At 69.5% G+C, this 21,556-nt stretch carries 25 protein-coding genes, 4 tRNA genes and 1 pseudogene; 21 read left to right on the top strand and 9 right to left on the bottom strand.

What is annotated here, in order from left to right; all coding sequences use genetic code 11:
- Window positions 1-34 precede the first annotated feature (34 nt).
- The 3 genes from htpX (at window position 35) to RLT59_RS14620 (ending at window position 1,721) form a co-directional block, all read left to right on the top strand.
- Window positions 35-898: a zinc metalloprotease HtpX gene (gene htpX / locus RLT59_RS14630; RefSeq protein ID WP_311303796.1), complete on the top strand. Its 864-nt coding sequence runs from the start codon at window positions 35-37 to the stop codon at window positions 896-898.
- Complete coding sequence (locus tag RLT59_RS14625) at window positions 895-1,287, top strand: YccF domain-containing protein (protein WP_311303795.1); 393 nt, start codon at window positions 895-897, stop codon at window positions 1,285-1,287. Before htpX ends, RLT59_RS14625 begins: the two co-directional genes overlap by 4 nt.
- A 158-nt stretch (window positions 1,288-1,445) precedes the next feature.
- Entirely contained in the window at window positions 1,446-1,721 is a 276-nt protein-coding gene (locus RLT59_RS14620) for a GlsB/YeaQ/YmgE family stress response membrane protein (RefSeq protein WP_024493475.1), read from the top strand.
- Window positions 1,722-1,742: 21 nt separating this feature from the next.
- On the opposite strand, the gene RLT59_RS14615 is transcribed toward RLT59_RS14620, so the two are convergent.
- The 3 genes from RLT59_RS14615 to RLT59_RS14605 form a co-directional block, all read right to left on the bottom strand.
- The gene (locus RLT59_RS14615; RefSeq protein WP_311303794.1) at window positions 1,743-2,402 is read right to left on the bottom strand and encodes an alpha-ketoglutarate-dependent dioxygenase AlkB family protein; all 660 of its coding nucleotides are present in this window, start codon (window positions 2,400-2,402) and stop codon (window positions 1,743-1,745) included.
- On the bottom strand, window positions 2,402-2,914 hold the full coding sequence (locus tag RLT59_RS14610) for a methylated-DNA--[protein]-cysteine S-methyltransferase (protein ID WP_311303793.1): 513 nt from the start codon (window positions 2,912-2,914) through the stop codon (window positions 2,402-2,404). Before RLT59_RS14610 ends, RLT59_RS14615 begins: the two co-directional genes overlap by 1 nt.
- 150 nt (window positions 2,915-3,064) lie before the next feature.
- Window positions 3,065-3,553: a YajQ family cyclic di-GMP-binding protein gene (locus RLT59_RS14605; protein WP_311303792.1), complete on the bottom strand. Its 489-nt coding sequence runs from the start codon at window positions 3,551-3,553 to the stop codon at window positions 3,065-3,067.
- A gap of 214 nt (window positions 3,554-3,767) precedes the next feature.
- Between RLT59_RS14605 and RLT59_RS14600 the strand changes: the two genes are divergently transcribed.
- Window positions 3,768-3,849, top strand: a tRNA-Tyr gene (locus RLT59_RS14600).
- A 170-nt stretch (window positions 3,850-4,019) separates the two neighbouring features.
- On the opposite strand, the gene RLT59_RS14595 is transcribed toward RLT59_RS14600, so the two are convergent.
- Entirely contained in the window at window positions 4,020-4,643 is a 624-nt protein-coding gene (locus RLT59_RS14595) for a hypothetical protein (RefSeq protein WP_311303791.1), read from the bottom strand.
- Between the two features lie 350 nt (window positions 4,644-4,993).
- Between RLT59_RS14595 and RLT59_RS14590 the strand changes: the two genes are divergently transcribed.
- Together RLT59_RS14590 and RLT59_RS14585 are read left to right on the top strand one after the other, a co-directional pair.
- Window positions 4,994-5,665 carry a hypothetical protein gene (locus RLT59_RS14590; protein ID WP_311303790.1) on the top strand — a complete coding sequence of 224 codons (672 nt, stop codon included), beginning with the start codon at window positions 4,994-4,996 and terminating at the stop codon, window positions 5,663-5,665.
- Between the two features lie 125 nt (window positions 5,666-5,790).
- Complete coding sequence (locus tag RLT59_RS14585; RefSeq protein WP_311303789.1) at window positions 5,791-6,246, top strand: 2-thiouracil desulfurase family protein; 456 nt, start codon at window positions 5,791-5,793, stop codon at window positions 6,244-6,246.
- Window positions 6,247-6,338: 92 nt separating this feature from the next.
- On the opposite strand, the gene RLT59_RS14580 is transcribed toward RLT59_RS14585, so the two are convergent.
- Together RLT59_RS14580 and RLT59_RS14575 are read right to left on the bottom strand one after the other, a co-directional pair.
- Window positions 6,339-6,995 (bottom strand): SDR family oxidoreductase, encoded by a 657-nt coding sequence (locus RLT59_RS14580; protein ID WP_073733143.1) that lies wholly within the window; start codon window positions 6,993-6,995, stop codon window positions 6,339-6,341.
- Window positions 6,996-7,031: 36 nt separating this feature from the next.
- Window positions 7,032-8,309, bottom strand: coding sequence for an amidohydrolase family protein (locus RLT59_RS14575; RefSeq protein ID WP_311303788.1), 1,278 nt, complete (start codon window positions 8,307-8,309; stop codon window positions 7,032-7,034).
- A 301-nt stretch (window positions 8,310-8,610) separates the two neighbouring features.
- On the opposite strand from RLT59_RS14575, the gene RLT59_RS14570 reads away from it, so the two are divergent.
- The 8 genes from RLT59_RS14570 to RLT59_RS14535 all read left to right on the top strand — a co-directional run bounded on the left by RLT59_RS14570 (window position 8,611) and on the right by RLT59_RS14535 (window position 13,390).
- Window positions 8,611-8,683 (top strand) — tRNA-Thr (locus tag RLT59_RS14570).
- A 45-nt stretch (window positions 8,684-8,728) separates the two neighbouring features.
- Window positions 8,729-8,801: transfer RNA gene (locus RLT59_RS14565), tRNA-Met, on the top strand.
- A gap of 89 nt (window positions 8,802-8,890) precedes the next feature.
- Window positions 8,891-9,055, top strand: a complete 165-nt coding sequence (rpmG, locus tag RLT59_RS14560; protein ID WP_003956487.1) for a 50S ribosomal protein L33 — start codon at window positions 8,891-8,893, stop codon at window positions 9,053-9,055.
- A gap of 110 nt (window positions 9,056-9,165) precedes the next feature.
- Window positions 9,166-9,618, top strand: coding sequence for an FAS1-like dehydratase domain-containing protein (locus RLT59_RS14555; protein WP_311303787.1), 453 nt, complete (start codon window positions 9,166-9,168; stop codon window positions 9,616-9,618).
- Window positions 9,618-10,046 (top strand): MaoC family dehydratase, encoded by a 429-nt coding sequence (locus RLT59_RS14550; RefSeq protein WP_311303786.1) that lies wholly within the window; start codon window positions 9,618-9,620, stop codon window positions 10,044-10,046. The genes RLT59_RS14555 and RLT59_RS14550 overlap by 1 nt, the downstream gene beginning before the upstream one ends.
- A gap of 149 nt (window positions 10,047-10,195) precedes the next feature.
- Window positions 10,196-10,744, top strand: a complete 549-nt coding sequence (locus RLT59_RS14545; RefSeq protein ID WP_311307725.1) for a TetR/AcrR family transcriptional regulator — start codon at window positions 10,196-10,198, stop codon at window positions 10,742-10,744.
- A gap of 89 nt (window positions 10,745-10,833) precedes the next feature.
- Complete coding sequence (locus RLT59_RS14540; protein WP_311303785.1) at window positions 10,834-12,264, top strand: DHA2 family efflux MFS transporter permease subunit; 1,431 nt, start codon at window positions 10,834-10,836, stop codon at window positions 12,262-12,264.
- A 70-nt stretch (window positions 12,265-12,334) separates the two neighbouring features.
- Window positions 12,335-13,390, top strand: a complete 1,056-nt coding sequence (locus tag RLT59_RS14535) for a UDP-N-acetylmuramate dehydrogenase (protein WP_311303784.1) — start codon at window positions 12,335-12,337, stop codon at window positions 13,388-13,390.
- 12 nt (window positions 13,391-13,402) lie between these two features.
- Here RLT59_RS14535 and RLT59_RS14530 read toward each other — a convergent pair whose 3' ends face one another.
- Window positions 13,403-14,038 (bottom strand): NAD(P)-dependent oxidoreductase, encoded by a 636-nt coding sequence (locus tag RLT59_RS14530; protein WP_311303783.1) that lies wholly within the window; start codon window positions 14,036-14,038, stop codon window positions 13,403-13,405.
- Between the two features lie 87 nt (window positions 14,039-14,125).
- On the opposite strand from RLT59_RS14530, the gene RLT59_RS14525 reads away from it, so the two are divergent.
- Window positions 14,126-14,731 carry a TetR/AcrR family transcriptional regulator gene (locus RLT59_RS14525; RefSeq protein ID WP_311303782.1) on the top strand — a complete coding sequence of 202 codons (606 nt, stop codon included), beginning with the start codon at window positions 14,126-14,128 and terminating at the stop codon, window positions 14,729-14,731.
- A 22-nt stretch (window positions 14,732-14,753) separates the two neighbouring features.
- Here the strand turns inward: RLT59_RS14525 and RLT59_RS14520 are convergent, their stop codons facing one another.
- Together RLT59_RS14520 and RLT59_RS14515 are read right to left on the bottom strand one after the other, a co-directional pair.
- Window positions 14,754-15,776: an adenosine deaminase gene (locus RLT59_RS14520; RefSeq protein WP_311303781.1), complete on the bottom strand. Its 1,023-nt coding sequence runs from the start codon at window positions 15,774-15,776 to the stop codon at window positions 14,754-14,756.
- A 144-nt stretch (window positions 15,777-15,920) separates the two neighbouring features.
- Window positions 15,921-17,147 carry a pyridoxal phosphate-dependent aminotransferase gene (locus tag RLT59_RS14515; RefSeq protein ID WP_311303780.1) on the bottom strand — a complete coding sequence of 409 codons (1,227 nt, stop codon included), beginning with the start codon at window positions 17,145-17,147 and terminating at the stop codon, window positions 15,921-15,923.
- A 236-nt stretch (window positions 17,148-17,383) separates the two neighbouring features.
- On the opposite strand from RLT59_RS14515, the gene RLT59_RS14510 reads away from it, so the two are divergent.
- From RLT59_RS14510 to RLT59_RS14485, 6 genes and pseudogenes are all read left to right on the top strand, one after another.
- A tRNA-Trp gene (locus RLT59_RS14510) sits at window positions 17,384-17,456 on the top strand.
- A 106-nt stretch (window positions 17,457-17,562) separates the two neighbouring features.
- The gene (gene secE, locus RLT59_RS14505) at window positions 17,563-17,850 is read left to right on the top strand and encodes a preprotein translocase subunit SecE (protein ID WP_219567765.1); all 288 of its coding nucleotides are present in this window, start codon (window positions 17,563-17,565) and stop codon (window positions 17,848-17,850) included.
- 73 nt (window positions 17,851-17,923) lie between these two features.
- Window positions 17,924-18,874, top strand: coding sequence for a transcription termination/antitermination protein NusG (nusG, locus tag RLT59_RS14500; RefSeq protein ID WP_311303779.1), 951 nt, complete (start codon window positions 17,924-17,926; stop codon window positions 18,872-18,874).
- A 176-nt stretch (window positions 18,875-19,050) separates the two neighbouring features.
- Entirely contained in the window at window positions 19,051-19,485 is a 435-nt protein-coding gene (gene rplK / locus RLT59_RS14495; protein ID WP_010058817.1) for a 50S ribosomal protein L11, read from the top strand.
- 79 nt (window positions 19,486-19,564) lie between these two features.
- Entirely contained in the window at window positions 19,565-20,287 is a 723-nt protein-coding gene (rplA, locus tag RLT59_RS14490; RefSeq protein ID WP_311303778.1) for a 50S ribosomal protein L1, read from the top strand.
- Window positions 20,288-20,469: 182 nt separating this feature from the next.
- A pseudogene (locus RLT59_RS14485) lies at window positions 20,470-21,344 on the top strand (hypothetical protein).
- Window positions 21,345-21,556 lie beyond the last annotated feature (212 nt).

Raw genomic sequence — 21,556 nt, 5'->3', positions numbered from 1 at the left:
GGGTTCCCCTGCTGCACCACTTGGAGGGCGTACCGTGCACCGCCGGCACAACGGGCTGAGAACCGCCGTACTCCTCGGTGGCTTGTCCGCACTCATCATCCTCATCGGCAGCTTCTTCGGACGTACGGGCCTGATCGTCGCGCTCCTCGTAGCCGTCGGCACCAACGCCTACGCGTACTGGAACAGCGACAAGCTGGCGCTGCGGGCCATGCGCGCCCGCCCGGTGAGCGAGTTCGAGGCGCCCCGGCTCTACCGCATCGTCCGTGAGCTCTCCACGGCCGCCCGCCAGCCCATGCCGCGGCTCTACATCTCCCCGACCCAGGCCCCCAACGCCTTCGCGACCGGCCGCAACCCGCGCAACGCGGCGGTCTGCTGCACCGACGGCATCCTCCAGATCCTCGACGAGCGGGAGCTGCGCGGCGTCCTCGGCCATGAGCTGAGCCACGTCTACAACCGCGACATCCTGATCTCCTCCGTCGCCGGAGCCCTCGCCTCCGTCGTCATGTTCCTGGTCAACTTCGCCTGGCTGATCCCGGTCGGCCGCTCCAACGACGACGAGGGCCCTGGCATCCTCGGCATGCTCCTGATCATGATCCTGGGCCCGCTCGCCGCCTCCGTCATCCAACTGGCCGTCAGCCGCTCCCGGGAGTACGAGGCGGACGCCTCCGGCGCCCAGCTCACCGGAGACCCGCTGGCCCTTGCCGCCGCCCTGCGTAAGCTTGACGCCGGAACCAAGCAGCTTCCCCTGCCCCCCGAACCGCGGATCGAGACAGCGAGCCACATGATGATCGCCAACCCGTTCCGCCCCGGCCGGGGCATGTCCAGGATGTTCTCGACCCACCCGCCGATGGCGGAGCGCATCGCCCGACTTGAGCAGATGGCAGGTCATCGCCCATGAAGACAATTCTGAACGTTATCTGGCTGGTCCTGTGCGGCTTCTGGATGTTCCTGGGCTACCTGCTCGCGGGACTCCTGCTGTGCATCACGATCATCGGCATCCCGTTCGGCCTCGCGGCCTTCCGGATCGGCGTCTACGCCCTGTGGCCCTTCGGCCACCGCGTCGTCGACCGCCGGGACGCCGGCGCGCCCTCCTGCGTCGGCAACGTGCTCTGGCTGGTCCTCGCCGGCTGGTGGCTGGCGCTCGGTCACATCACCACCGGCATCGCCCTGTGCATCACGATCATCGGCATCCCCCTGGGCATCGCCAACTTCAAGCTGATCCCGGTATCGCTGATGCCCTTCGGCAAGGAGATCGTCAGGACCGACGAGCAGTTCGCCGGCTGGTGACGGATGGCTGGTGACGGACCGCTGGTGACGGGCGGCGGCGCGAGTGACCTACCCGGCCGCGAGTGACGTAGGGCCAGCTCACAGCCCATATCCCGCAACCATCCACCCCTCATCCGCGTCTTGGATTCCAAGACCGAGTGAGGGGTAGGTGCCCAAGCATGACGATTATTGGCTGGATCATTCTTGGACTTGTCGCAGGCGTCATCGCCAAGATCCTGCTGCCGGGACGCGACCCCGGCGGCCTCGTGGGCACCACGCTCATAGGGATCGTCGGCGCCTTCGTGGGTGGCTGGATATCCGCGCGCTTCCTGGACCGCCCGATCTCCAAGGACGACTTCTTCGACGCGGCGACCTGGATCTCGGCCATCGGCGGCTCGTTGATCCTGCTGATCGCCTACCGGCTGTTGTTCGGGAACTCCCGCGAACGCCGCTGACACCACTGCCGTTGCCCGTCCTCAGACACCCAACCCGGTCTCGCGAAGGGTCAGATTGAGCCGACCACCGCTCATGCCTGTCGCGGGACCGGCCGTCCCCGGGTGGATCCTCGGCACCCCGTGGAACGCGAAACGCGAAGGCCCGCCGAAGACGAACAGATCGCCCGAGGCCAACTCCACGTCGGTGTAGGGCCTTCCCCGCCCCTCCGTGTTCCCGAAGCGGAAGACGCAGCTGTCACCGATGCTCAGTGACACCACGGGGGCACCGGACCGCTCCTCTTTGTCCTGGTGCATGCCCATCCGCGCCGCGTCGTCATAGAAGTTGATCAGCGCGGTGTCCGGCGCGTACGCCCGTACCGGGCTCTCCTGCCCGTACGCGGCCACCAGCGCGTCCCGCCCCAACTCCCCGAGCCACTCCGGGAACGGGGCGACCGGTGCGCCGTTCACGTCGTCCGCCGTGCGGGTGTAGCGGTACGGCTGCCAGTGCCACCCCAGGCACACCGTCCGTACGGACATCACCCCGCCGCCCGGCAGCGCCGTGTGCCGCAACGGAACGGGCCCGCGCGCCCACTCCCGGCAGGCCGCCACCAACTCCCGCTGCCGCTCCTCGGAAAGCCATTCGGGAACGTGCACCGCCCCGGGCGCGACCTCCACCCTCGGCCGGGGGAAGAGCCCGGCCATCAGCGCACCGCCAGGGCGCCCTCAAGCCCCAGAAGCCGCTGCTTGCGCTCCAGGCCGCCCGCGTAGCCGCGCAGCGCCCCGTCGGCGCCGATCACCCGGTGGCACGGCCGTACGACCAGCAGGGGATTGCGCCCGATCGCCGTGCCCACGGCGCGTACCCCCGCCCCGGAGGCGCCGACCCGCGCGGCGATCTGCCCGTACGACACCGTCTCCCCGTACGGGACCTCGTCCAGCGCGGCCCACACCCGGCGCTGGAACTCGGTGCCCAGGCCGTCCGCGAGGGCGATCTCGAAGCGGGCCCGCCGCCCCTCGAAGTACTCCCGCAGCTGCCCGGCGATCCCTGCGAAGGCACCGGGCTCGCGGATCCAGCCGTCCTGGACGACCGCCGCGCCCTTCTGGCCCGGCAGGGAGAGCGAGACGAGCGCGACCCCGTCGCCGGCCGGTCCCGCGGCCTTCTCGCCGACCAGCAGCAGCTCGCCCAGCGGGCTGTCGACCGTCGCGTACATGGTCATGACTCGTCCCTCATCTCGTCCGGCGGACAGCACGGTCATCGGCTGCCACGGACCAGTCTGCGTCGCCCGAACCGCCGGGACCGGCGGTATTCGGACATGACGTCCGGGCGCGGAACCACACAGTCCGCCCCGCGCCCGGACCGTCGGGTCCTACCGGTAGTTCGCGAACTGCACGTCGAAGTCGAAGTCCTGGCCCTTGAGCAGCGCCTGAACGGCCTGCAGGTCGTCCCGGCTCTTCGAGCTGACCCGCAGCTCGTCACCCTGGACCTGCGCCTTGACGCCCTTGGGGCCCTCGTCGCGAATGATCTTCGCGACCTTCTTGGCGTTCTCCTGGGAGATGCCCTCCTCGATGGTGGCGAAGAGCTTGTACTCCTTGCCGGACAGCTGCGGCTCGCCCACGTCCAGCGACTTCAGCGAGATGCCGCGCTTGATCAGCTTGGACTGGAAGATGTCGAGGATCGCCTTGACCCGCTCCTCGCCGCTCGCCTCCATAAGGATCTTCTCGCCCGACCAGGAGATCGAGGCGCCGGTGCCCTTGAAGTCGTATCGCTGCGAGATTTCCTTTGCGGCCTGGTTGAGGGCGTTGTCGACCTCCTGCCGCTCGACCTTCGAGACGATGTCGAAACTGGAGTCGGCCATGACGTGTGGCTCCTTGTATCGGGGTGCTGGAAACGGAATACCTACGGGGCGGCCGTAGGGCCCACTGGCACCACGCCGCCCACCAAAGCCTAGCCACCCCGGCCCGCGCGGGCCGCTGATCAATCCAGTGGCGTAGCACCCCTGGGCATCAGGTATCGTTTACGTCGTTGCCACAGAGCGCCGTCGCGAGACGGGCCCGACGGCAGCATCCCTTGGCGGTGTGCCCGAGTGGCCAAAGGGAGCAGACTGTAAATCTGCCGGCTCAGCCTACCCAGGTTCGAACCCTGGCGCCGCCACTGGAAGTGAAACCCCGCTCGACCTGCTTCAACACCAGGTCGGGCGGGGTTTCTGCATGTGTGCAAGTTGGACCGCGGAGTAGAGGTGGGATTCAGTGCTTTCCGGACTGTCTCCGGCAAATGGCACTGCGAGTCGCGAATAAGACTCATCCGCCGGACGCCTTCCGGCATCAGCCGTCGAACCAGACGACCAGGCGGACGCCCTCGTCGCCGTGCAGACCTGCCAGCGCGCGCATGACCGACCAGACGGCACCCCATTCGCTGTCGGGCACGGCGTCCTTTTGCTGCAGGCGGCCGACGCGGAAGAGCCGTTCACCGTCCGGCCACTCGGTGTCCTCGGGGTAGACGCTGCCCGCGCAGTAGAGCTGCCGGGCATCGCTGAGACCGGAGAGTTCCGCAAAGCGGGTGAGGCCGGAGTTCCGTCCCTGCATCTTCCAGCTGCCGTCAGAGCCCCGGCGGTACTCGTGAACACAGCCATCGACCTCGCTCGCGACCTCGTCCCAGTCGGCGGCTGCCAGCTCCGCCCAAGAGATCCAGGACTCGCTGTGCAGCTCGTCACTCCAGGGCTGGAAGTCAGCGAGGACCTCTTTCGACACGTCATGGGGGAGGCCTCGGTGATCGGCGAGTGCGCGGAACGAGGTGGTGTCGCGGACACCGAACAGGGAACCGAAAGCAACGTAGTCGCGCCCGTTGTAGAGGTGTGAGAGGTCGATGACCTGGTTCCACGCGCGATCGTCATCGTCCAGCCAGCGATCCCAGCGGCACTCGATGACGCCATGAATGTCCGTCCCCATGCCTGGCATTGTGCTCCGCCGCCTTGAGCCGGGCGACGATATTTCTGGCTCCGGACCAGATCCGAACCTGCCGTCGGCCAGAGTTCCGGGTGGGCGGCCTCGGGCGTGCTCGCACGCTTCTCGCATACGCCTTCCCCGCGTCGATGCTGCATGGAAGCGTGCCTCAGGTCCGGCGAGACCCGGCCTCCTGGCCGGGGGCATGGAATGGCATCTCAGTCCCGGTGCGGCGCGCGCACCGAAGCCGGTGACGCGTGCCGGAGCCTTGCTGAGGGAGGACGCACACGGGGCCTTCGGGCCGACGGCGCGGCCCCGTAGCCTATGCCGGTTGGGGCTGCCTCAGACTGGTGTCTGTGAACGACCAGTCGTACGAAGACGCATATCGCAGTTGGAGAACGTCGCTGACAACTCTGCTTGCCGATCCCTCGCTGCTGGCCCGCTGGCAGGAGCGGCGGTACCGGTTCGCGCACCGAGTCGGAGCCCTTCTGACAGAGGAGAACGGCGATGGGCCTGCCACAGCGGGGCCGGTGCTCTATGGCGTCTTCGCCTCCGGTGCAGGACTTTGCTACGTGAGGCAGACACAGGCGGGTGAACGCCGTCTGCGGGATCTGCCGGTGGGCGAGAGTCATCACCTGGCCAACACCGTGCCACCCGAGCTCTGGGAGAGGGTTGTGGTGATTCGCTGGCCGCTGCTGCTCTCCGAGGCCCCCGAGGACGAACAGTCCGTTGCCGCCGAGATAGGGCTCGGCGTCTGCGGACTCGCCCTGGAGCACATGCTTCAGGTCAGGACCGCACCGCCCCTGAACAGCCGTCGGCGTACCGACGGCGACTGGCGGCCGCGGGACCTCGCGCGCAGCCGTTCGCGTGGGGCGGTTCATTCGCAGTCCATGCCAGGTCTGAGCCGGCTCGTCCTCGAAGTCTGGGAAGCCCTTTCGCAGATGGCCGCACCGGAGCATTCAGCAGTCGTTGACACCGGGACCGGCCGAGTGGTGTTCCCTTCCGCACTGCATGAGCCGTCCACGTGAGCCGCCCGCCAGGTGAGGTGCACATCCGCCTCGGGCTGCCCGAGGATGAACCCGGCGGCGCCACCGAACAAGGCCCCGCCCTCGGAGGCGGCATTCTCTGCTGTCCTATCGCGAAGGGCCCAACCGTGGAAACGGAATCCGTACTGGTCAGTGCCTGCCTGCTGGGCGTGCCCTGTCGCTTCGACGGCCGGAGCAAGGCCTCCGCCGAGCTTGCCGCGGCCATCGGTGACCGCAGGCCCGTGTCCTGCTGCCCCGAGGTCGCCGCCGGGCTGCCCACACCCCGTCGCCCCGCCGAGATCGTCGGCGGCGACGGCCACGACGTCCTGGACGGCCGCGCACGCGTCGTGGACGACTCCGGGCACGATGTGACCGAGGCGTTCCTGGACGGGGCGCGGCGGGCCCTGGAGGCGGCGCGCGGGGCCGGTTGCACCGAGGCACTGCTGATGGCCCGGAGCCCTTCGTGCGGGCGCGGCAGGGTTTATGACGGGTCGTTCACCGGAGGGCTGCGCGAGGGCGACGGGGTGACGGCGGCCCTGCTGGAGCGGCACGGCATCACCGTACGTCCGGCGCCGGGCGGCTGACCGGGGAGGCCGGCCCCCCCGGCGGCTGACCGGGGCGGCCGGGTCCCGGCCCCCCAACTGGCGACGGGCGGCCGGGCCCCGGCGCCCCGTCGTCAGTTGCCCGCGATGTCCTTCACCGCGACCATCACCGGCACGTTGCCCGAGATGAGCTCCAGCGTCAGGCCCGCCGTCGCCGGGGTGTCCAGCAGCTCCATGAGCGCGGCCGCCACGTCGTCGCGCGGGACGGGGCCCCGGCCGGTCGACGCGGCGAGCAGCACCTGGCCGGTGCCGGCGTCGTTGGTGAGCATCCCGGGGCGCAGGATCGTCCAGTCGAGTGCCGTCCTGGAGCGCACGTACGCGTCCGCCGCGCCCTTGGCCCGCAGGTACGCGTCGAACACCTCGTCTCCGGGGTGGTCGGCGTCGGCGCCCATGGACGAGACGACGACGTAGCGCCGCACCCCCGCCCGCTCCGCCGCGTCCGCGAAGAGGACGGCAGCGCCGCGGTCCACCGTGTCCTTGCGGTCCGTGCCGCTGTTGGGGCCCGCACCGGCCGCGAAGACCACCGCGTCGGCCCCGCGCAGCGCCTCCGCGGTCTCCTCCACGGTGGCCGATTCGAGGTCCAGGACCACCGGCTCCGCGCCGACGGCCCGCAGGTCGTCACGCTGTCCGGGATCGCGGATGATCCCCACCGCCTCGTCCCCGCGCGCAGCGAGCAGCCGCTCAAGCCGCAGCGCGATCTGACCATGTCCACCTGCGATGACAATGCGCATGGGCACGACCGTACGCCGGAGCGCGCCGCGGCGCGCTCAAGCCCCGCCGCCGGGACCGGAATCCGCCCGTCCCTGGCGGGGGAGCCCGGCCCCGCCGCCCGTCTCGGAGTCGCAGTACTCGCGTACCGCGCTGGTCCGGGCCACCACCCGGCCGCGGTGCACCACGATCCGGCTGTACGCCAGTGAGAGCACCCCGCTGAGCCGCTCACCGCGCACGGCGAGCAGCTCGGCCGGGAAACCCGCCTCGATCCGCACCTCCGGCAGCCCCATCGCCCTTCTGGCCTCCGCGGACACCGCCTCGTAGGCCTGCCCGGCGCTCAGCCCGCTCTGCGAGGCCAGCAGGAAGGCGGCCTCCAGCGGGTCGCCGCGCCCCACCGGGTTGGCGAGGTCCCGCAGCGCCCCGCTGCCCGCCGCGACCCGCACCCCGGCCGCGCGCAGCAGCCGTACCGGGGCGGTACCCCGGCGCTCCGACCCGCAGCAGCCGCCCTGGGGCAGGCAGATGACCGTCACACGGCCCGCGGCGAGCTGGTCCGCGGCGCGGCCCGCGGCCTCCCCGGGAAGCCGGGAGAGGCCCGCGCAGGGGCCGAGGGCGACCTCTTGCCGCAGTCCGCCGGCCATGGTCGCGAGCCGGGCCAGCCGGACCGGGTCGTCACTGTCCGTGTGCAGGTCGACGGGGCAGCCGTGCTCTGCGGCGATCTCCAGGACGGCCTCCGCGTACCCCGTCGGGTCCGGATCCAGGTCGGGGCAGCCGCCGACCGCACCGGCGCCCATCTTCACCGCGTCGCGGAGCATGGCCAGTCCGTCGGCGCCCGCGATGCCGGTGAGCAGCCGGGGGACGGCGACCGCTGTCAGATCGGCGAGCCCGCGAAGCGACCGGCGTGCCTGGAGGACGGCTTCGAGGGCGGCGAGGCCCTGTACGTCGCCGATCCGTACGTGCGATCGCAGCGCGGTCGCGCCGTGTCCGAGTTGCAGCAACGCGGCCTCTGTGGCGCGCCGCTGGACGTCCTCGGGGAGCTGCGAGGCCGGTCCGGGGGTGCCGGTCACGGCCTCGTCGGCGGTGAGCGCGGTGTCGCTGTGGGCGTGCGGCTCTGCGGGCGCCGGCAGCAGGAGGTGGCCGCGCAGATCGATGCGCGCGCCGGACGCGGGGAGGCTGCCGGCGGTGCCGACGGCCTCGATCCGGCTGCCGCCGAGCCGTACGTCCACGATGCGGCCGTCGGTGAGACGGGCGCCGCGGAGCGTCAGTGCCGTGCTCTCCGGGCTGTTGGACGCGTCGGCGGCGTGGTCGTCCGGCGGCCGCGGTCTGCTGTCGGGCATCGCGCTCCAGGGAAGGGGGCAGGATCACGCAGAGTGAGTCGAGCCTAGAGGTGTGACGTACCGGGTTCGAGGAAGAGCTGAATAGTCGTACCGGCGCCGTCCGCAGGGGCGCGTGGAGGGGCGTGTGTGACGAGTGGGCGTCTGTGCGGCGGGAAGTGATCCCGGGGCCGCTGAACCGCTGATCAAGTGCCGGACGGGCGGCTGATCAAGGGGCCGGAGCGGCGCCGGTCAAGGGCTTTGGAGGAGGCTTCGAAACGGATTTGGGCGATCGGCGACCGAGCGTGTAATGTCTTCATCGCTCGCCCCAATAGCTCAGTCGGTAGAGCGTCTCCATGGTAAGGAGAAGGTCTGCGGTTCGATTCCGCATTGGGGCTCTGGTGATCGGGGAACCCCGCTTCGGCGGGGGGAATCATCATCAAAGCGGTGTAGCTCAGTCGGTAGAGCAAGCGGCTCATAATCGCTGTGTCACCGGTTCAAGTCCGGTCACCGCTACTAACAGTAGCCGATTGTGGGGTCGGTCCTCCGATCGGCTACTCTTTTTTTGCGTTCATCCGTCCACCGTCCGTCCAAGGAGCACTCACGTGGCTGCCACCGACGTCCGCCCGAAGATCACGCTGGCCTGCGTGGAGTGCAAGGAGCGGAACTACATCACCAAGAAGAACCGGCGTAACAACCCGGACCGTCTTGAGATGAAGAAGCATTGCCCGCGCTGCAACTCGCACACTGCGCACCGCGAAACGCGCTGAATCAGGCTCGTACACGAGGCCGTCCCCGTTGGGGGCGGCCTCGTGTCGTTGTACGAAGCTGTACTCCGAGACTTCGGCCCATTCGTCTTTCATCAGGAGGTTGCGAGCCCATGGCGCTCGATCAGTCCTTCGTGGGGCGGACCTATCCGCCCACCACGCCGTACGAGGTCGGCCGGGAGAAGATCCGGGAGTTCGCCGAAGCGGTCGGCGACGCCAATCCCGCGTACCTGGATCCCGATGCGGCCAGGACGCTCGGTCACAGTGATGTGATCGCGCCGCCCACGTTCGTGTTCTCGATCACCTTCAAGGCCGCGGGGCAGGTCGTGCAGGACCCGCAGCTCGGCCTCGACTACAGCCGCGTGGTCCATGGCGACCAGCGGTTCGTGTACGTCCGCCCGGTGCGGGCGGGGGACCGGCTGACGGTCACGTCGACCATCGAGACGGTCAAGTCCATGGCCGGCAACGACATCCTGGACGTCCGCGGCGAGGTCCACGACGAGTCCGGCGAGCTGGTCGTGACGGCGTGGACGAAGCTGGTGGCGCGCGCCGCCGAGGAGGCGTGATGACGGCGAAGGTGAGTTACGACTCGGTCGAGGTCGGTACGGAGCTGCCGGCGCGCTCCTTCCCGGTCACCCGGGCGACCCTGGTGCAGTACGCGGGTGCCTCCGGCGACTTCAACCCGATCCACTGGAACGAGAAGTTCGCCCGTGAGGTCGGACTGCCGGACGTGATCGCGCACGGCATGTTCACCATGGCCGAGGCGATCCAGGTCGTCACGGACTGGACCGGCGACCCCGGTGCGATCGTCGAGTACGGGGTCCGGTTCACCAAGCCGGTCGTCGTGCCCAACGACGACAAGGGCGCCCTGATCGAGGTCAGCGCCAAGGTGGCCGTCCTGCTGGACGACAAGCGGGTACGGGTCGACCTGACGGTGATGAGCGACGACAAGAAGGTGCTGGGCATGTCCCGCGCCGTGGTCCAGCTCGCCTGACTCCGTAGTAGAGGTTCCGTAGTAGAGGTGTGGTGTAAGGGGCGTGGTCCAAGAGGCCGCGCCCCTTACGCGTGGGGCCCGGGTGAGGCTGGGCCGGATATCGATTGACCAGGTTAGTGATTGAGTACTAACTTGATTCCATGGCAAGGATGAGTGCGGACGAGCGGCGCGAGAGCGCTGTCCGCGCGGCGATCACCGAGTTCGCCCGCGGCGGGTACAACGGCACGTCCACCGAGGTGATCGCCAGACGGGTGGGCGTCTCGCAGCCGTACCTCTTCCGCCTCTTCCCCAGTAAGCAGGCGATGTTCCTGGCCGCCGCCGAGCGGTGCATCGCGGACACCCGCCAGGTCTTCGCGGACGCCGCCGAGGGGCTCGAAGGCGACGAGGCGCTGCATGCCATGTCGGAGGCGTATCAGCGCCTGATCGTGCACGACCACGACCGACTGCTGATGCAGATGCAGATGTACGCGGCCGTCGCGGCGGCCGAGGCCGCCGGGGACCACGAGTTCGGCGAGTCGCTGCGGGCCGGCTGGCTGCGGATGTTCGACGACATCGCCCTCGCGCTCGGTGCGGACACCGAGAAGGCGACCGCGTTTCTCGCATACGGCATGCTCATCAACACCCTGACCTCGCTCGGCTATCCGGCGGATCACCGGGTCTGGTCCGGGTTCCGGGACCCGGCCACGCAGGACGCCTGAACGGGGCGTCCCCGGTGCGGCCCGTTTTTCTGTCCAGAGAAGTTAGTCATCAATAACTAACCATCAATGACCAACCCACAGGGGGAGCAGTGGAACAGCACGTGAAGGGCCGCCGGGGAGCGGTCTGGGCGCTCGTCATCACCAGCGTCGCCGGATTCATGGCGGCCCTCGACAACCTCGTCGTCACCACCGCACTGCCGTCCATCCGCGAGAGCCTCGGCGGCGAGCTGGGGGAGCTCGAATGGACGGTGAACGCGTACACCCTCACCTTCGCCGTCCTGCTGATGCTCGGCGCCTCCCTGGGGGACAGGTTCGGCCGCCGCCGGCTCTTCGTCATCGGGCTCACCGTCTTCACCGGCGCCTCCGCCGCGGCCGCCCTCTCGCCCGGGATCAACGAACTGATCGCCTTCCGCGCGGTCCAGGGCGTCGGCGCGGCGATCATGATGCCGCTGACGCTCACCCTGCTCACGGCGGCCGTGCCGCCCGCCCGCCGAGGCGCCGCGCTGGGCATCTTCAGCGCCGTGACCGGACTGGCCGTGGCCAGCGGGCCGCTGGTCGGCGGCAGCCTCACCGAACACCTCTCCTGGCAGTGGATCTTCTGGCTGAACGTGCCGATCGGCCTGATCCTGCTGCCGCTCGCCCGGCTGCGCCTGGCCGAGTCGTACGCCCCGGACTCCCGCCTCGACATCCCCGGCACCCTGCTGGTCAGCGCCGGGCTCTTCGGGATCGTCTACGGACTGGTGAACGCCAACTCCGAGGGCTGGAGCGACCCCGTCGTCCTCACCTCACTCATCGCCGGTACCGCGCTCATAGGCGCGTTCGTCCGTCACGGATTCCGCGCCGAGAACCCGATGCTGCCGATGCGGCTCTTCCGGAGCCGGGCGTTCTTCGGGATCAACATGGCCGGCCTGCTGATGTTCCTCGGGATGTTCGGTTCGATCTTCCTGCTCAGCCAGTACTTCCAGGGCGTGATGGGCTACTCGCCCGCGGAGGCCGGTCTGCGGATGCTGCCCTGGACCGGAATGCCGATGCTGGTGGCGCCCGTCGCCGGGCTGCTCGCCGACCGGTTCGGCGGCCGCCCGGTCGTCGCGACCGGACTCGCCGTCCAGGCCGCCGGCCTCGGCCTGTTCGCCATGTCTCTGGCCCCCGACGCCTCCTACGTCTCGCAACTGCCCGGACTGATCGTCGGCGGCGTCGGCATGGCCCTGTACTTCGCACCCGCCGCCAGCCTGGTGATGTCCAGCGTCCGCCCGGCCGAACAGGGCATCGCCTCCGGAGCCAGCAACGCGCTGCGCGAGGTCGGCGGGGCCCTCGGGGTCGCCGTGCTCGCCACGGTCTTCTCCTCGCAGGGCGGTTACGACTCCGCGCGGACCTTCACGGACGGGACCGTCCTCGCGCTCTGGCTCGGCGCCGGAGTGGTGGCCCTCGCTGCCCTCGTCGCCCTGATGATCCCGGGCCGTCGCGACACTCCGGCGCCGGAGGCGGGCCAGGCCGGGGAACGGGTCCTGGTGGCCGCCTGAGGGGCTGTCGCGCCGGTACGGTCCGCGGTCCCGCCCTGGTGGCGGGGGAGCGGACCGTACTCTTGTCCCCGTGCAGGAACTCCACGACGCCCCCCTCGCCCCCCTGACCACCTTCCGGCTCGGCGGCCCCGCCACCCGCCTGATCACCGCGACGACCGACGCCGAAGTGGTCGACGCCGTACGCGCGGCCGACGACAGCGGCACCCCGCTCCTGATCATCGGCGGCGGCAGCAATCTGGTCATCGGTGACAAGGGCTTCGACGGCACCGCCCTGCGCATCGCCACCAAGGGATTCGTGCTGGACGGCGCGAGCCTGGAACTGGCCGCCGGAGAGATCTGGACGGACGCCGTCGCCCGCACCGTGGAAGCCGGTCTCGCCGGCCTCGAATGCCTGGCCGGAATCCCCGGCTCCGCCGGAGCGACACCGATTCAGAACGTCGGGGCGTACGGACAGGAGGTGTCGTCCACCATCACGGAGGTCGTCGCCTACGACCGGCACAGCCACGAAACGGTCACCATTCCGAACAGCGAGTGTGACTTCTCGTACCGGCACAGCCGCTTCAAGGCCGAACCCGACCGTTTCGTGGTGCTCCGTGTCCGCTTCGGGCTGGAAGAGGCGGGCGGTCTCTCCGCGCCCCTGAAGTACCCCGAGACGGCCCGCGCCATGGGCGTCGCCGAGGGCGAGCGCGTGCCCGCCGCCGCGGCCCGTGAAACCGTGCTCCGGCTCCGGGCCGGCAAGGGCATGGTGCTCGACCCCGAGGACCACGACACCTGGTCGGCCGGCTCGTTCTTCACCAACCCGATCCTGGACCGGGAGCAGTTCGAGGCGTTCCTCGCCCGGGTGGCGGACCGGCTCGGACCCGAGGTGACGCCCCCCGCCTTCCCCGCGGACGAGGGACACACCAAGACCTCGGCCGCCTGGCTCATCGACCGGGCCGGTTTCACCAAGGGATACGGCACCGGCCCGGCCCGGATCTCCACCAAGCACACCCTCGCCCTCACCAACCGGGGCGCCGCGAGCACGGAGGACCTGCTGGCCCTGGCCCGTGAGGTGGTCGCCGGGGTCCACGAGGTCTTCGGCGTCACGCTGGTCAACGAGCCGGTGACCGTCGGCGTGAGCCTGTAGCCCGTCCGGTCCTCAGTACGCCACTCCCACGCCCTGCTTCACCGCCGCCGGGTCGTCGATCAGCGCGAGCATCGCGTGCGCCACGTCGGCCCGGGAGATGGACCGGCCGCTGCGCGGGTTGCTGCCGATGACCGTCCGGTACGTACCCGTCAGCGGGCCGTTGGTGAGCTTCGGGGGCCGTACGGACGTCCAGTCCGTCGCGGAGGCCGCGAGTGCCGCCTCCATCGCGGTGAGGTCCGCGTAGACCTCCTTGAGGATCGCCCCGATCGCCCCGAGCATCATCCGGTCGATCAGCGGGTCGTCCGCCGGCTCCGGCGCGACCGGGGCCGCGCTCACCACGAGCAGCCGCCGCGTCCCCTCGGCCTCCACCGCCGCCAGCACGGCGCGGGTCAGCCGCTCCGCGACCCCGCCCGCCTTCCGGCCCCGCGAGCCCAGACCGGAGAGGACCGCGTCACGGCCCGCGACCGCCTCGCGCAGCGCCTCCGGGTCGTCGACCCGCGCCACCGTGTGAACCGTCAGGCCGGAGAGCGGCACCGACAGGCGCGCGGGGTCCCGCACCACCGCCGTCACCTCGTGCCCCGCGGCCACCGCCTGGCGGACGATCTCCTGGCCGATGCCGCCTGTCGCACCGAACACTGTGAGCCTCATGGCACACCCTCCTTGGGTGGGTGAGTATTCACTCACCTCTAGAGTGAGTGAATACTCACCCGCCCGTCAAGCTTCGTTGGAGTGCACATGGAGCAGAAGCCGGCCCGCGCCCGGATCATCGACGCCGCTCACCGGCTGATGCTCACCATCGGCCTGGCCCGCGCCACCACCAAGGAGATCGCGAAGGCCGCCGGCTGCTCGGAGGCCGCGCTCTACAAGCACTTCCCGAGCAAGGAAGAGCTCTTCGTGGTGGTCCTGAAGGAGCGGCTGCCCAAGGTCGACGGCATCCTGAAGCGGCTGATAGCCGACCCGGGGGAGGGGGAGCGGACGGTCGAGCGGAATCTCACCGAGATCGCCCGCGAGGGCGCCCTCTTCTACGAGCAGAGCTTCCCGATCGCGGCATCCCTGTACGCGGAGCCGAGGCTCAAGGACCGGCACATCGCGGCGATGCGGGAGCTGGGTACCGGCCCCCATATGCCGATCCGAGGCGTGGACGCGTATCTGCGCGCCGAACAGTCCGCAGGCCGCATCCGGGCCGACGTCGACACCTACGCGGCCGCCTCCCTGCTGATGGGGGCCTGCGCCCAGCGGGCGTTCGCCTACGACGCCACGGAGACGGGCGGGCCGCCGCAGTCGCTCGACGCCTTCGCCGCCTCGGTCGCCCGGACCCTGCTGAGCGGGCTCACGGACTGACGCGGGCCGGCCGCCACAGGCGTCAGGCGACCGGCCTCGCCAGCCAGTCGTCCACGCCCGCCAGCAGCTCGGCCCGCACCGGCTCCGGCGCCGCGGAACCCCGTACCGACTGACGCGCCAGCTCCGCCAGCTCCTCGTCGGTGAACGCGTGATGGCGGCGCACCAGGTCGTACTGCGCGGCCAGCCGGGAGCCGAAGAGCAGCGGGTCGTCCGCGCCGAGCGCCATCGGCACCCCGGCCTCGAACAGGGTGCGCAGGGGTACGTCGGAGGGCTTCTCGTAGACGCCGAGCGCCACGTTCGACGCCGGGCACACCTCGCAGGTCACCCCGCGCTCCGCCAGCCTGCGCAGCAGCCGCGGGTCCTCCGCGGCCCGCACCCCGTGCCCGATGCGGGACGCGTCGAGGTCGTCCAGGCAGTCGCGGACGCTGGAGGGGCCCGACAGCTCACCGCCGTGCGGGGCCGCCAGCAGGCCGCCCTCCCTGGCGATCGCGAAGGCCCGGTCGAAGTCGCGGGCCATGCCGCGCCGCTCGTCGTTGGAGAGCCCGAACCCGACGACGCCCCGGTCGGCGTAGCGAACCGCGAGCCGGGCCAGGGTCCTGGCGTCCAGCGGATGCTTCATCCGGTTCGCCGCGATGACCACCCGGATCGGCAGCCCGGTCTCCCGCGACGCGCTGTCCACCGCGTCCAGGATGATCTCGATCGCCGGAATGAGCCCGCCGAGCAGCGGCGCGTACGAGGTGGGGTCGACCTGGATCTCCAGCCAGCCGGAGCCGTCCGCCACGTCCTCCTGGGCGGCCTCGCGCACCAGCCGCTGGATGTCCTCGGGCGCCCGCAGACAGGATCTGGCGATGTCGTAGAGGCGCTGGAAGCGGAACCAGCCGCGCTCGTCCGTCGCCCGCAGGCTCGGTGGCTCGCCGCCGGTCAGCGCCTCGGGCAGCCGCACGCCGTACTTGTCGGCGAGTTCGAGCAGCGTCGTGGGCCGCATCGACCCGGTGAAGTGCAGGTGCAGGTGGGCCTTGGGCAACAGCCGTACGTCACGCTCCATCCATAGATCTTGCCGCACGGGCGGGGTGTCCCGGTACCCGCATTCCCCATCGGGTTGCCCTCCGAACAAGGGAGCGGACAGGGAAGCGGAAAGAAGGCGACCCCCGGCCGTGGCCGGGGGTCGCCTTCTGGATGCGTCAGGTGCTCAGGCCTTGGCCTCGCCCAGCAGCTTCTGGAGCCGCGACACGCCCTCGACGAGGTCCTCGTCGCCCAGCGCGTAGGACAGACGCAGGTAGCCCGGCGTACCGAAGGCCTCGCCCGGTACGACCGCGACCTCCGCCTCGTCCAGGATCAGCGCCGCCAGCTCCACGGAGGTGGCCGGGCGCTTGCCGCGGATCTCCTTGCCGAGCAGCTCCTTCACCGAGGGGTACGCGTAGAACGCGCCCTCGGGCTCCGGGCACAGCACGCCGTCGATCTCGTTGAGCATCCGCACGATGGTGTGCCGGCGCCGGTCGAAGGCGGTGCGCATCTCCGCGACCGCGTCCAGGTTCCCGGAGACGGCGGCCAGCGCGGCGATCTGGGCCACGTTGGAGACGTTGGACGTGGCGTGCGACTGCAGGTTGGTCGCGGCCTTCACGACGTCCTTGGGGCCGACGATCCAGCCCACGCGCCAGCCGGTCATCGCGTACGTCTTGGCGACGCCGTTGACCACGATGCACTTGTCGCGCAGCTCGGGCACGATCGCCGGCAGCGAGGTGAACGTCGCGTCGCCGTAGACCAGGTGCTCGTAGATCTCGTCGGTCAGCACCCACAGGCCGTGCTCTACGGCCCAGCGGCCGATCGCCTCGGCGTCGGCCTCGCTGTAGACCGCGCCGGTCGGGTTCGACGGGGAGACGAAGAGGACGACCTTCGTACGCTCGGTACGGGCCGCCTCCAGCTGCTCCACGGAGACCCGGTAACCGGTGGTCTCGTCGGCGACGACCTCCACCGGGACACCGCCCGCGAGGCGGATCGACTCGGGGTAGGTGGTCCAGTACGGAGCCGGGACGATGACCTCGTCGCCCGGGTCGAGGATCGCGGCGAAGGCCTGGTAGATGGCCTGCTTGCCGCCGTTGGTCACCAGGATCTGGGAGGCGTCGACCTCGTAGCCGGAGTCGCGCAGCGTCTTCTCCGCGATGGCGGCCTTGAGCTCGGGGAGCCCGCCGGCCGGGGTGTAGCGGTGGTACTTCGGGTTGCGGCAGGCCTCGACCGCGGCGTCGACGATGTAGCCGGGGGTCGGGAAGTCGGGCTCACCGGCACCGAAGCCGATCACCGGACGGCCGGCGGCCTTGAGGGCCTTGGCCTTGGCGTCGACGGCGAGGGTGGCGGACTCGGAGATGGCACCGATGCGGGCGGAGACCCGGCGCTCGGAGGGAGGAGTAGCAGCGCTCATGCCCCCCATGCTCCCAGACCGTATTCCTTGTCGGCACAGGGGTTTCAGGGACCGGACACCACTTGGACAGCATGCGGACAGGGAAGCGGGCAGCATCGGACAGGAGCGGTCGGGAGCTATCTGTTCGACGCCGGGCCGCTGAGCACGTACACTCACCTGTCGTTGGCCTTCACCAGCCGCACCGTTCCTGCACCCGGGGCATCCCGGAGCATGCGGTAGGTTGGTGGAAACCACAAAGGGTCGTAGCTCAATTGGTAGAGCACTGGTCTCCAAAACCAGCGGTTGGGGGTTCAAGTCCCTCCGGCCCTGCTACACACTCCTTCGCCAGGATGTGTGCGCATGTACGTACTTCAATGCATCGCCGTGCGGCTCCACCGGGCGCGGCACGGCCATGACCCGGAATCAGGTGAGTAGCGTGACGGACGCCGTGGGCTCCATCGACATGCCTGATGCCGAGGATGAAGTCCCCGAGTCGAAGAAGAAGACCCGGAAGGGCGGCAAGCGCGGTAAGAAGGGCCCTCTGGGCCGTCTCGCGCTGTTCTACCGCCAGATCGTTGCCGAGCTCCGCAAGGTTGTCTGGCCGACTCGCAACCAGCTGACGACGTACACCACCGTGGTGATTGTGTTCGTCGTCGTCATGATCGGTCTCGTTACCGTGATTGACTTCGGTTTCCAGCGGGTCATCAAGTACGTCTTCGGCTGATCCCGCGGAGGGCGCCTCATAGGCGCCCCTTTCGCATGTTCCACCCATTTGTATCCAGGAAGAAGCAGCCACCGTGTCTGACCCGAACCTGAACGACGCCGTCGAGCCGACGGCGGGCGCCTTCGAGTCCGCCGAGGACGAGCTCGACATCGTCGAGGCGGCGGACGCTGTGGAGCCGGACCAGGCTGAAGCTGCCGACGCCGCCGCGGGCGAGCCCGCCGAGCAGGCCGCAGTGAACCCCGAGCCCGCCGATGAGGCCGCTGAGGACGAGACCGCGGAGGCCGAGGCCGTCGCGGACGTCGAAGGTGCCGAGGCCGCGGAGGAAGCCGCCGAAGAGGCAGAGGCCGAGGAAGCCGCCGACGAGACCGACGAGACCGACGAGGAAGAGGCCGAGCCGGCCGCGCCCGTCGACACCGTCACGGCCCTGCGCGAGGAACTGCGCACCCTGCCGGGCGAGTGGTACGTCATCCACACGTACGCCGGTTACGAGAAGCGTGTGAAGGCCAACCTGGAGCAGCGCGCCGTCTCGCTGAACGTGGAGGAGTTCATCTATCAGGCCGAGGTGCCTGAGGAGGAAATCGTCCAGATCAAGAACGGCGAGCGCAAGAACGTCCGGCAGAACAAGCTCCCGGGTTACGTCCTGGTGCGCATGGACCTGACGAACGAGTCCTGGGGCGTCGTCCGCAACACTCCCGGTGTCACCGGCTTCGTGGGCAACGCCTACGACCCGTACCCGCTGACCCTGGACGAGATCGTCAAGATGCTGGCGCCGGAGGCCGAGGAGAAGGCCGCCCGTGAGGCCGCGGAGGCCGAGGGCAAGCCGGCTCCGTCCCGCAAGGTCGAGGTCCAGGTGCTGGACTTCGAGGTGGGCGACTCCGTCACCGTCACCGACGGCCCGTTCGCGACGCTGCAGGCGACGATCAACGAGATCAACGCCGACTCGAAGAAGGTCAAGGGTCTCGTCGAGATCTTCGGCCGCGAGACGCCGGTCGAGCTCAGCTTCGACCAGATCCAGAAGAACTAGGGCTTCCCGCTCGCTTCTGGACACATGCCTACCGAGCAGGTCAGACAGGCTGTCGAAGCCGGTCTGACCTGCTCGGTTTTTGGTCGCGCAGCTATACCCGTTATCGTTGTGCGGTATGCCTGCATCCGGATGACCGGATGACGGCGAAAACTCTCACTAGGACCCGGAGAGAGCACATGCCTCCCAAGAAGAAGAAGGTCACGGGGCTTATCAAGCTCCAGATCAACGCCGGTGCGGCCAACCCGGCCCCGCCGGTCGGCCCCGCACTGGGTCAGCACGGCGTCAACATCATGGAGTTCTGCAAGGCCTACAACGCCGCGACCGAGTCGCAGCGTGGCATGGTCGTGCCGGTGGAGATCACGGTCTACGAAGACCGCTCCTTCACCTTCATCACCAAGACTCCGCCGGCCGCCAAGCTGATCCTCAAGGCCGCGGGTGTGGACAAGGGCTCCGGCGAGCCGCACAAGACCAAGGTTGCCAAGCTGACGGCTGCCCAGGTCCGCGAGATCGCCACGACGAAGCTCCCCGACCTGAACGCCAATGACCTCGACGCCGCGTCGAAGATCATCGCCGGCACCGCCCGTTCCATGGGCATCACGGTCGAAGGCTGATTCAGCCCCACCCCCTCAGTGGTAGGACCAAGCGCTGGTCCGCACCACGACTCCACACTCTGAAACCACAGGAGTAGAAGTGAAGCGCAGCAAGAACCTCCGCGCTGCGGACGCCAAGATCGAAGCGGGGCGCAACTACGCCCCCCTCGAAGCCGTCCGTCTCGCCAAGGACACCGCCTCCACGAAGTTCGACAGCACCGTCGAGGTCGCGTTTGCTCTGGGTGTTGACCCTCGCAAGGCCGACCAGATGGTCCGTGGCACCGTGAACCTCCCGCACGGCACCGGCAAGACCGCCCGGGTCCTGGTCTTCGCGACCGGTGACCGTGCTGCGGCCGCGGAAGCCGCGGGCGCCGACATCGTCGGCGCCGACGAGCTCATCGACGAGGTGGCGAAGGGCCGTCTGGACTTCGACGCCGTCGTCGCGACCCCGGACCTCATGGGCAAGGTCGGCCGCCTGGGCCGCGTGCTCGGTCCGCGTGGTCTGATGCCGAACCCGAAGACCGGCACCGTCACCCCCGATGTCGTGAAGGCTGTCAACGACATCAAGGGCGGCAAGATCGAGTTCCGCGTCGACAAGCACTCGAACCTGCACTTCATCATCGGCAAGTCCTCGTTCGACGAGACCAAGCTGGTGGAGAACTACGCAGCGGCGCTGGACGAGATCCTCCGTCTGAAGCCGTCCGCCGCCAAGGGCCGCTACATCAAGAAGGCCACCCTGGCCACCACGATGGGCCCCGGCATCCCGCTGGACGCCAACCGCACCCGTAACCTCCTCGTCGAGGAGGACCCGGCCGCCGTCTGAGCCTCCGCGCTCGTACGACCGCCGTGTCACGTGTGACATTGACGGGCCCCGCAACCTTTCGAGGTGCGGGGCCCGTCCTCGTATATACGTACCGAAGGCTGTCGGTGCCGTGCGTTAGCGTGAGGTGACCGAGAGCCGACAAAGGGGTGGGAGCGGATATGAGGACGAGTACCGTATGACGCGTGGGTCTGTCCGTGGCAGTGGCGGCGGCGCTGACGTCGGTCGCGGCCTGCGGCGGATCGGACGACAAGAGCGGGAGCGACGGCGCCGCGGCGTCGAAGGCCGAGCCGATCGCCGCACTGCTCGCGGTCCAGAAGAAGACCGGCGGGGCGAATTCGGCCAAGGTCGAGGGCACCACCGCGATGGGCAGCACGATGTCCATGAAGCAGACCGGATCCCTCGACTGGTCCGACGGCGTCAGCGGCGTCATGCAGATCAAGTACACCGGCGGCTCCATGGCGGACGCCATGAAGCAGATCGGTGGCGACGGCACGATGCAGGCGCGCTACTTCAAGGACGGTTACGCGGCCAACATGGGCGACGCCTTCGCCCAGCAGGCCGGCGGCAAGCACTGGATCAACTACAGCTACGACGACCTCGCGGAGCTCTCCGGGGCCTCGGGCGAGGTGATGAAGGACCAGATGCAGAACACCACCCCCGACCAGGGGGTGAAGGCGCTGCTGGCCTCGGCGACGTGAAGAAGGTCGGCCAGGAGGATGTCCGGGGCGTCACCGCCACGCACTACTCCGGCACGGTCGACGTCGCCGAGCTGACCGCCAAGAACTCCGAGCTGGACGCCGACCAGCTGGCCGCGTTCAAGAAGCAGCTGAGCGACGCCGGGGTCTCCACGGAGAAGGTCGACATCTGGGTCGACAAGGACGACCTGCTGGTGAAGAAGACCGAGCGCGGCCAGATGAAGACGGGCGAGCTGAACTCCACGGTGTTCTACAGCGACTACGGCACCAAGGTGTCGGTCGAGCGGCCGCCGGCCTCCGACAGCGTCGACTTCAAGGAGCTCCTGAAGAAGCAGCAGGGCGCGTCCGGCAGCGCGTCCTAAACCTCCCGGAGTACTCGAACCGGGACGGATTTGCTCGGCGCGGCTCCGGTCGCGTACTCTTCTGCAGAAGCCAAAGACCGCTGGTCGTTGCTGCTTTCCCGCAAGGGGGACAGCAACCGAAGGATCCGTTGAGCACGGACGACCTGCGCAGGTGACTGTGGAAAGCTCCCGGACTTCGTGCGGTTGAGCTACGCCCTGGCACCTGTGCCGGG

It is taken from the genome of Streptomyces sp. ITFR-6 (genome assembly GCF_031844725.1).
In the GTDB taxonomy this organism is placed as follows: domain Bacteria; phylum Actinomycetota; class Actinomycetes; order Streptomycetales; family Streptomycetaceae; genus Streptomyces.
Note: the sequence above shows the minus strand (reverse complement) of the source record. Positions and strands in the feature narration are given on the sequence as shown.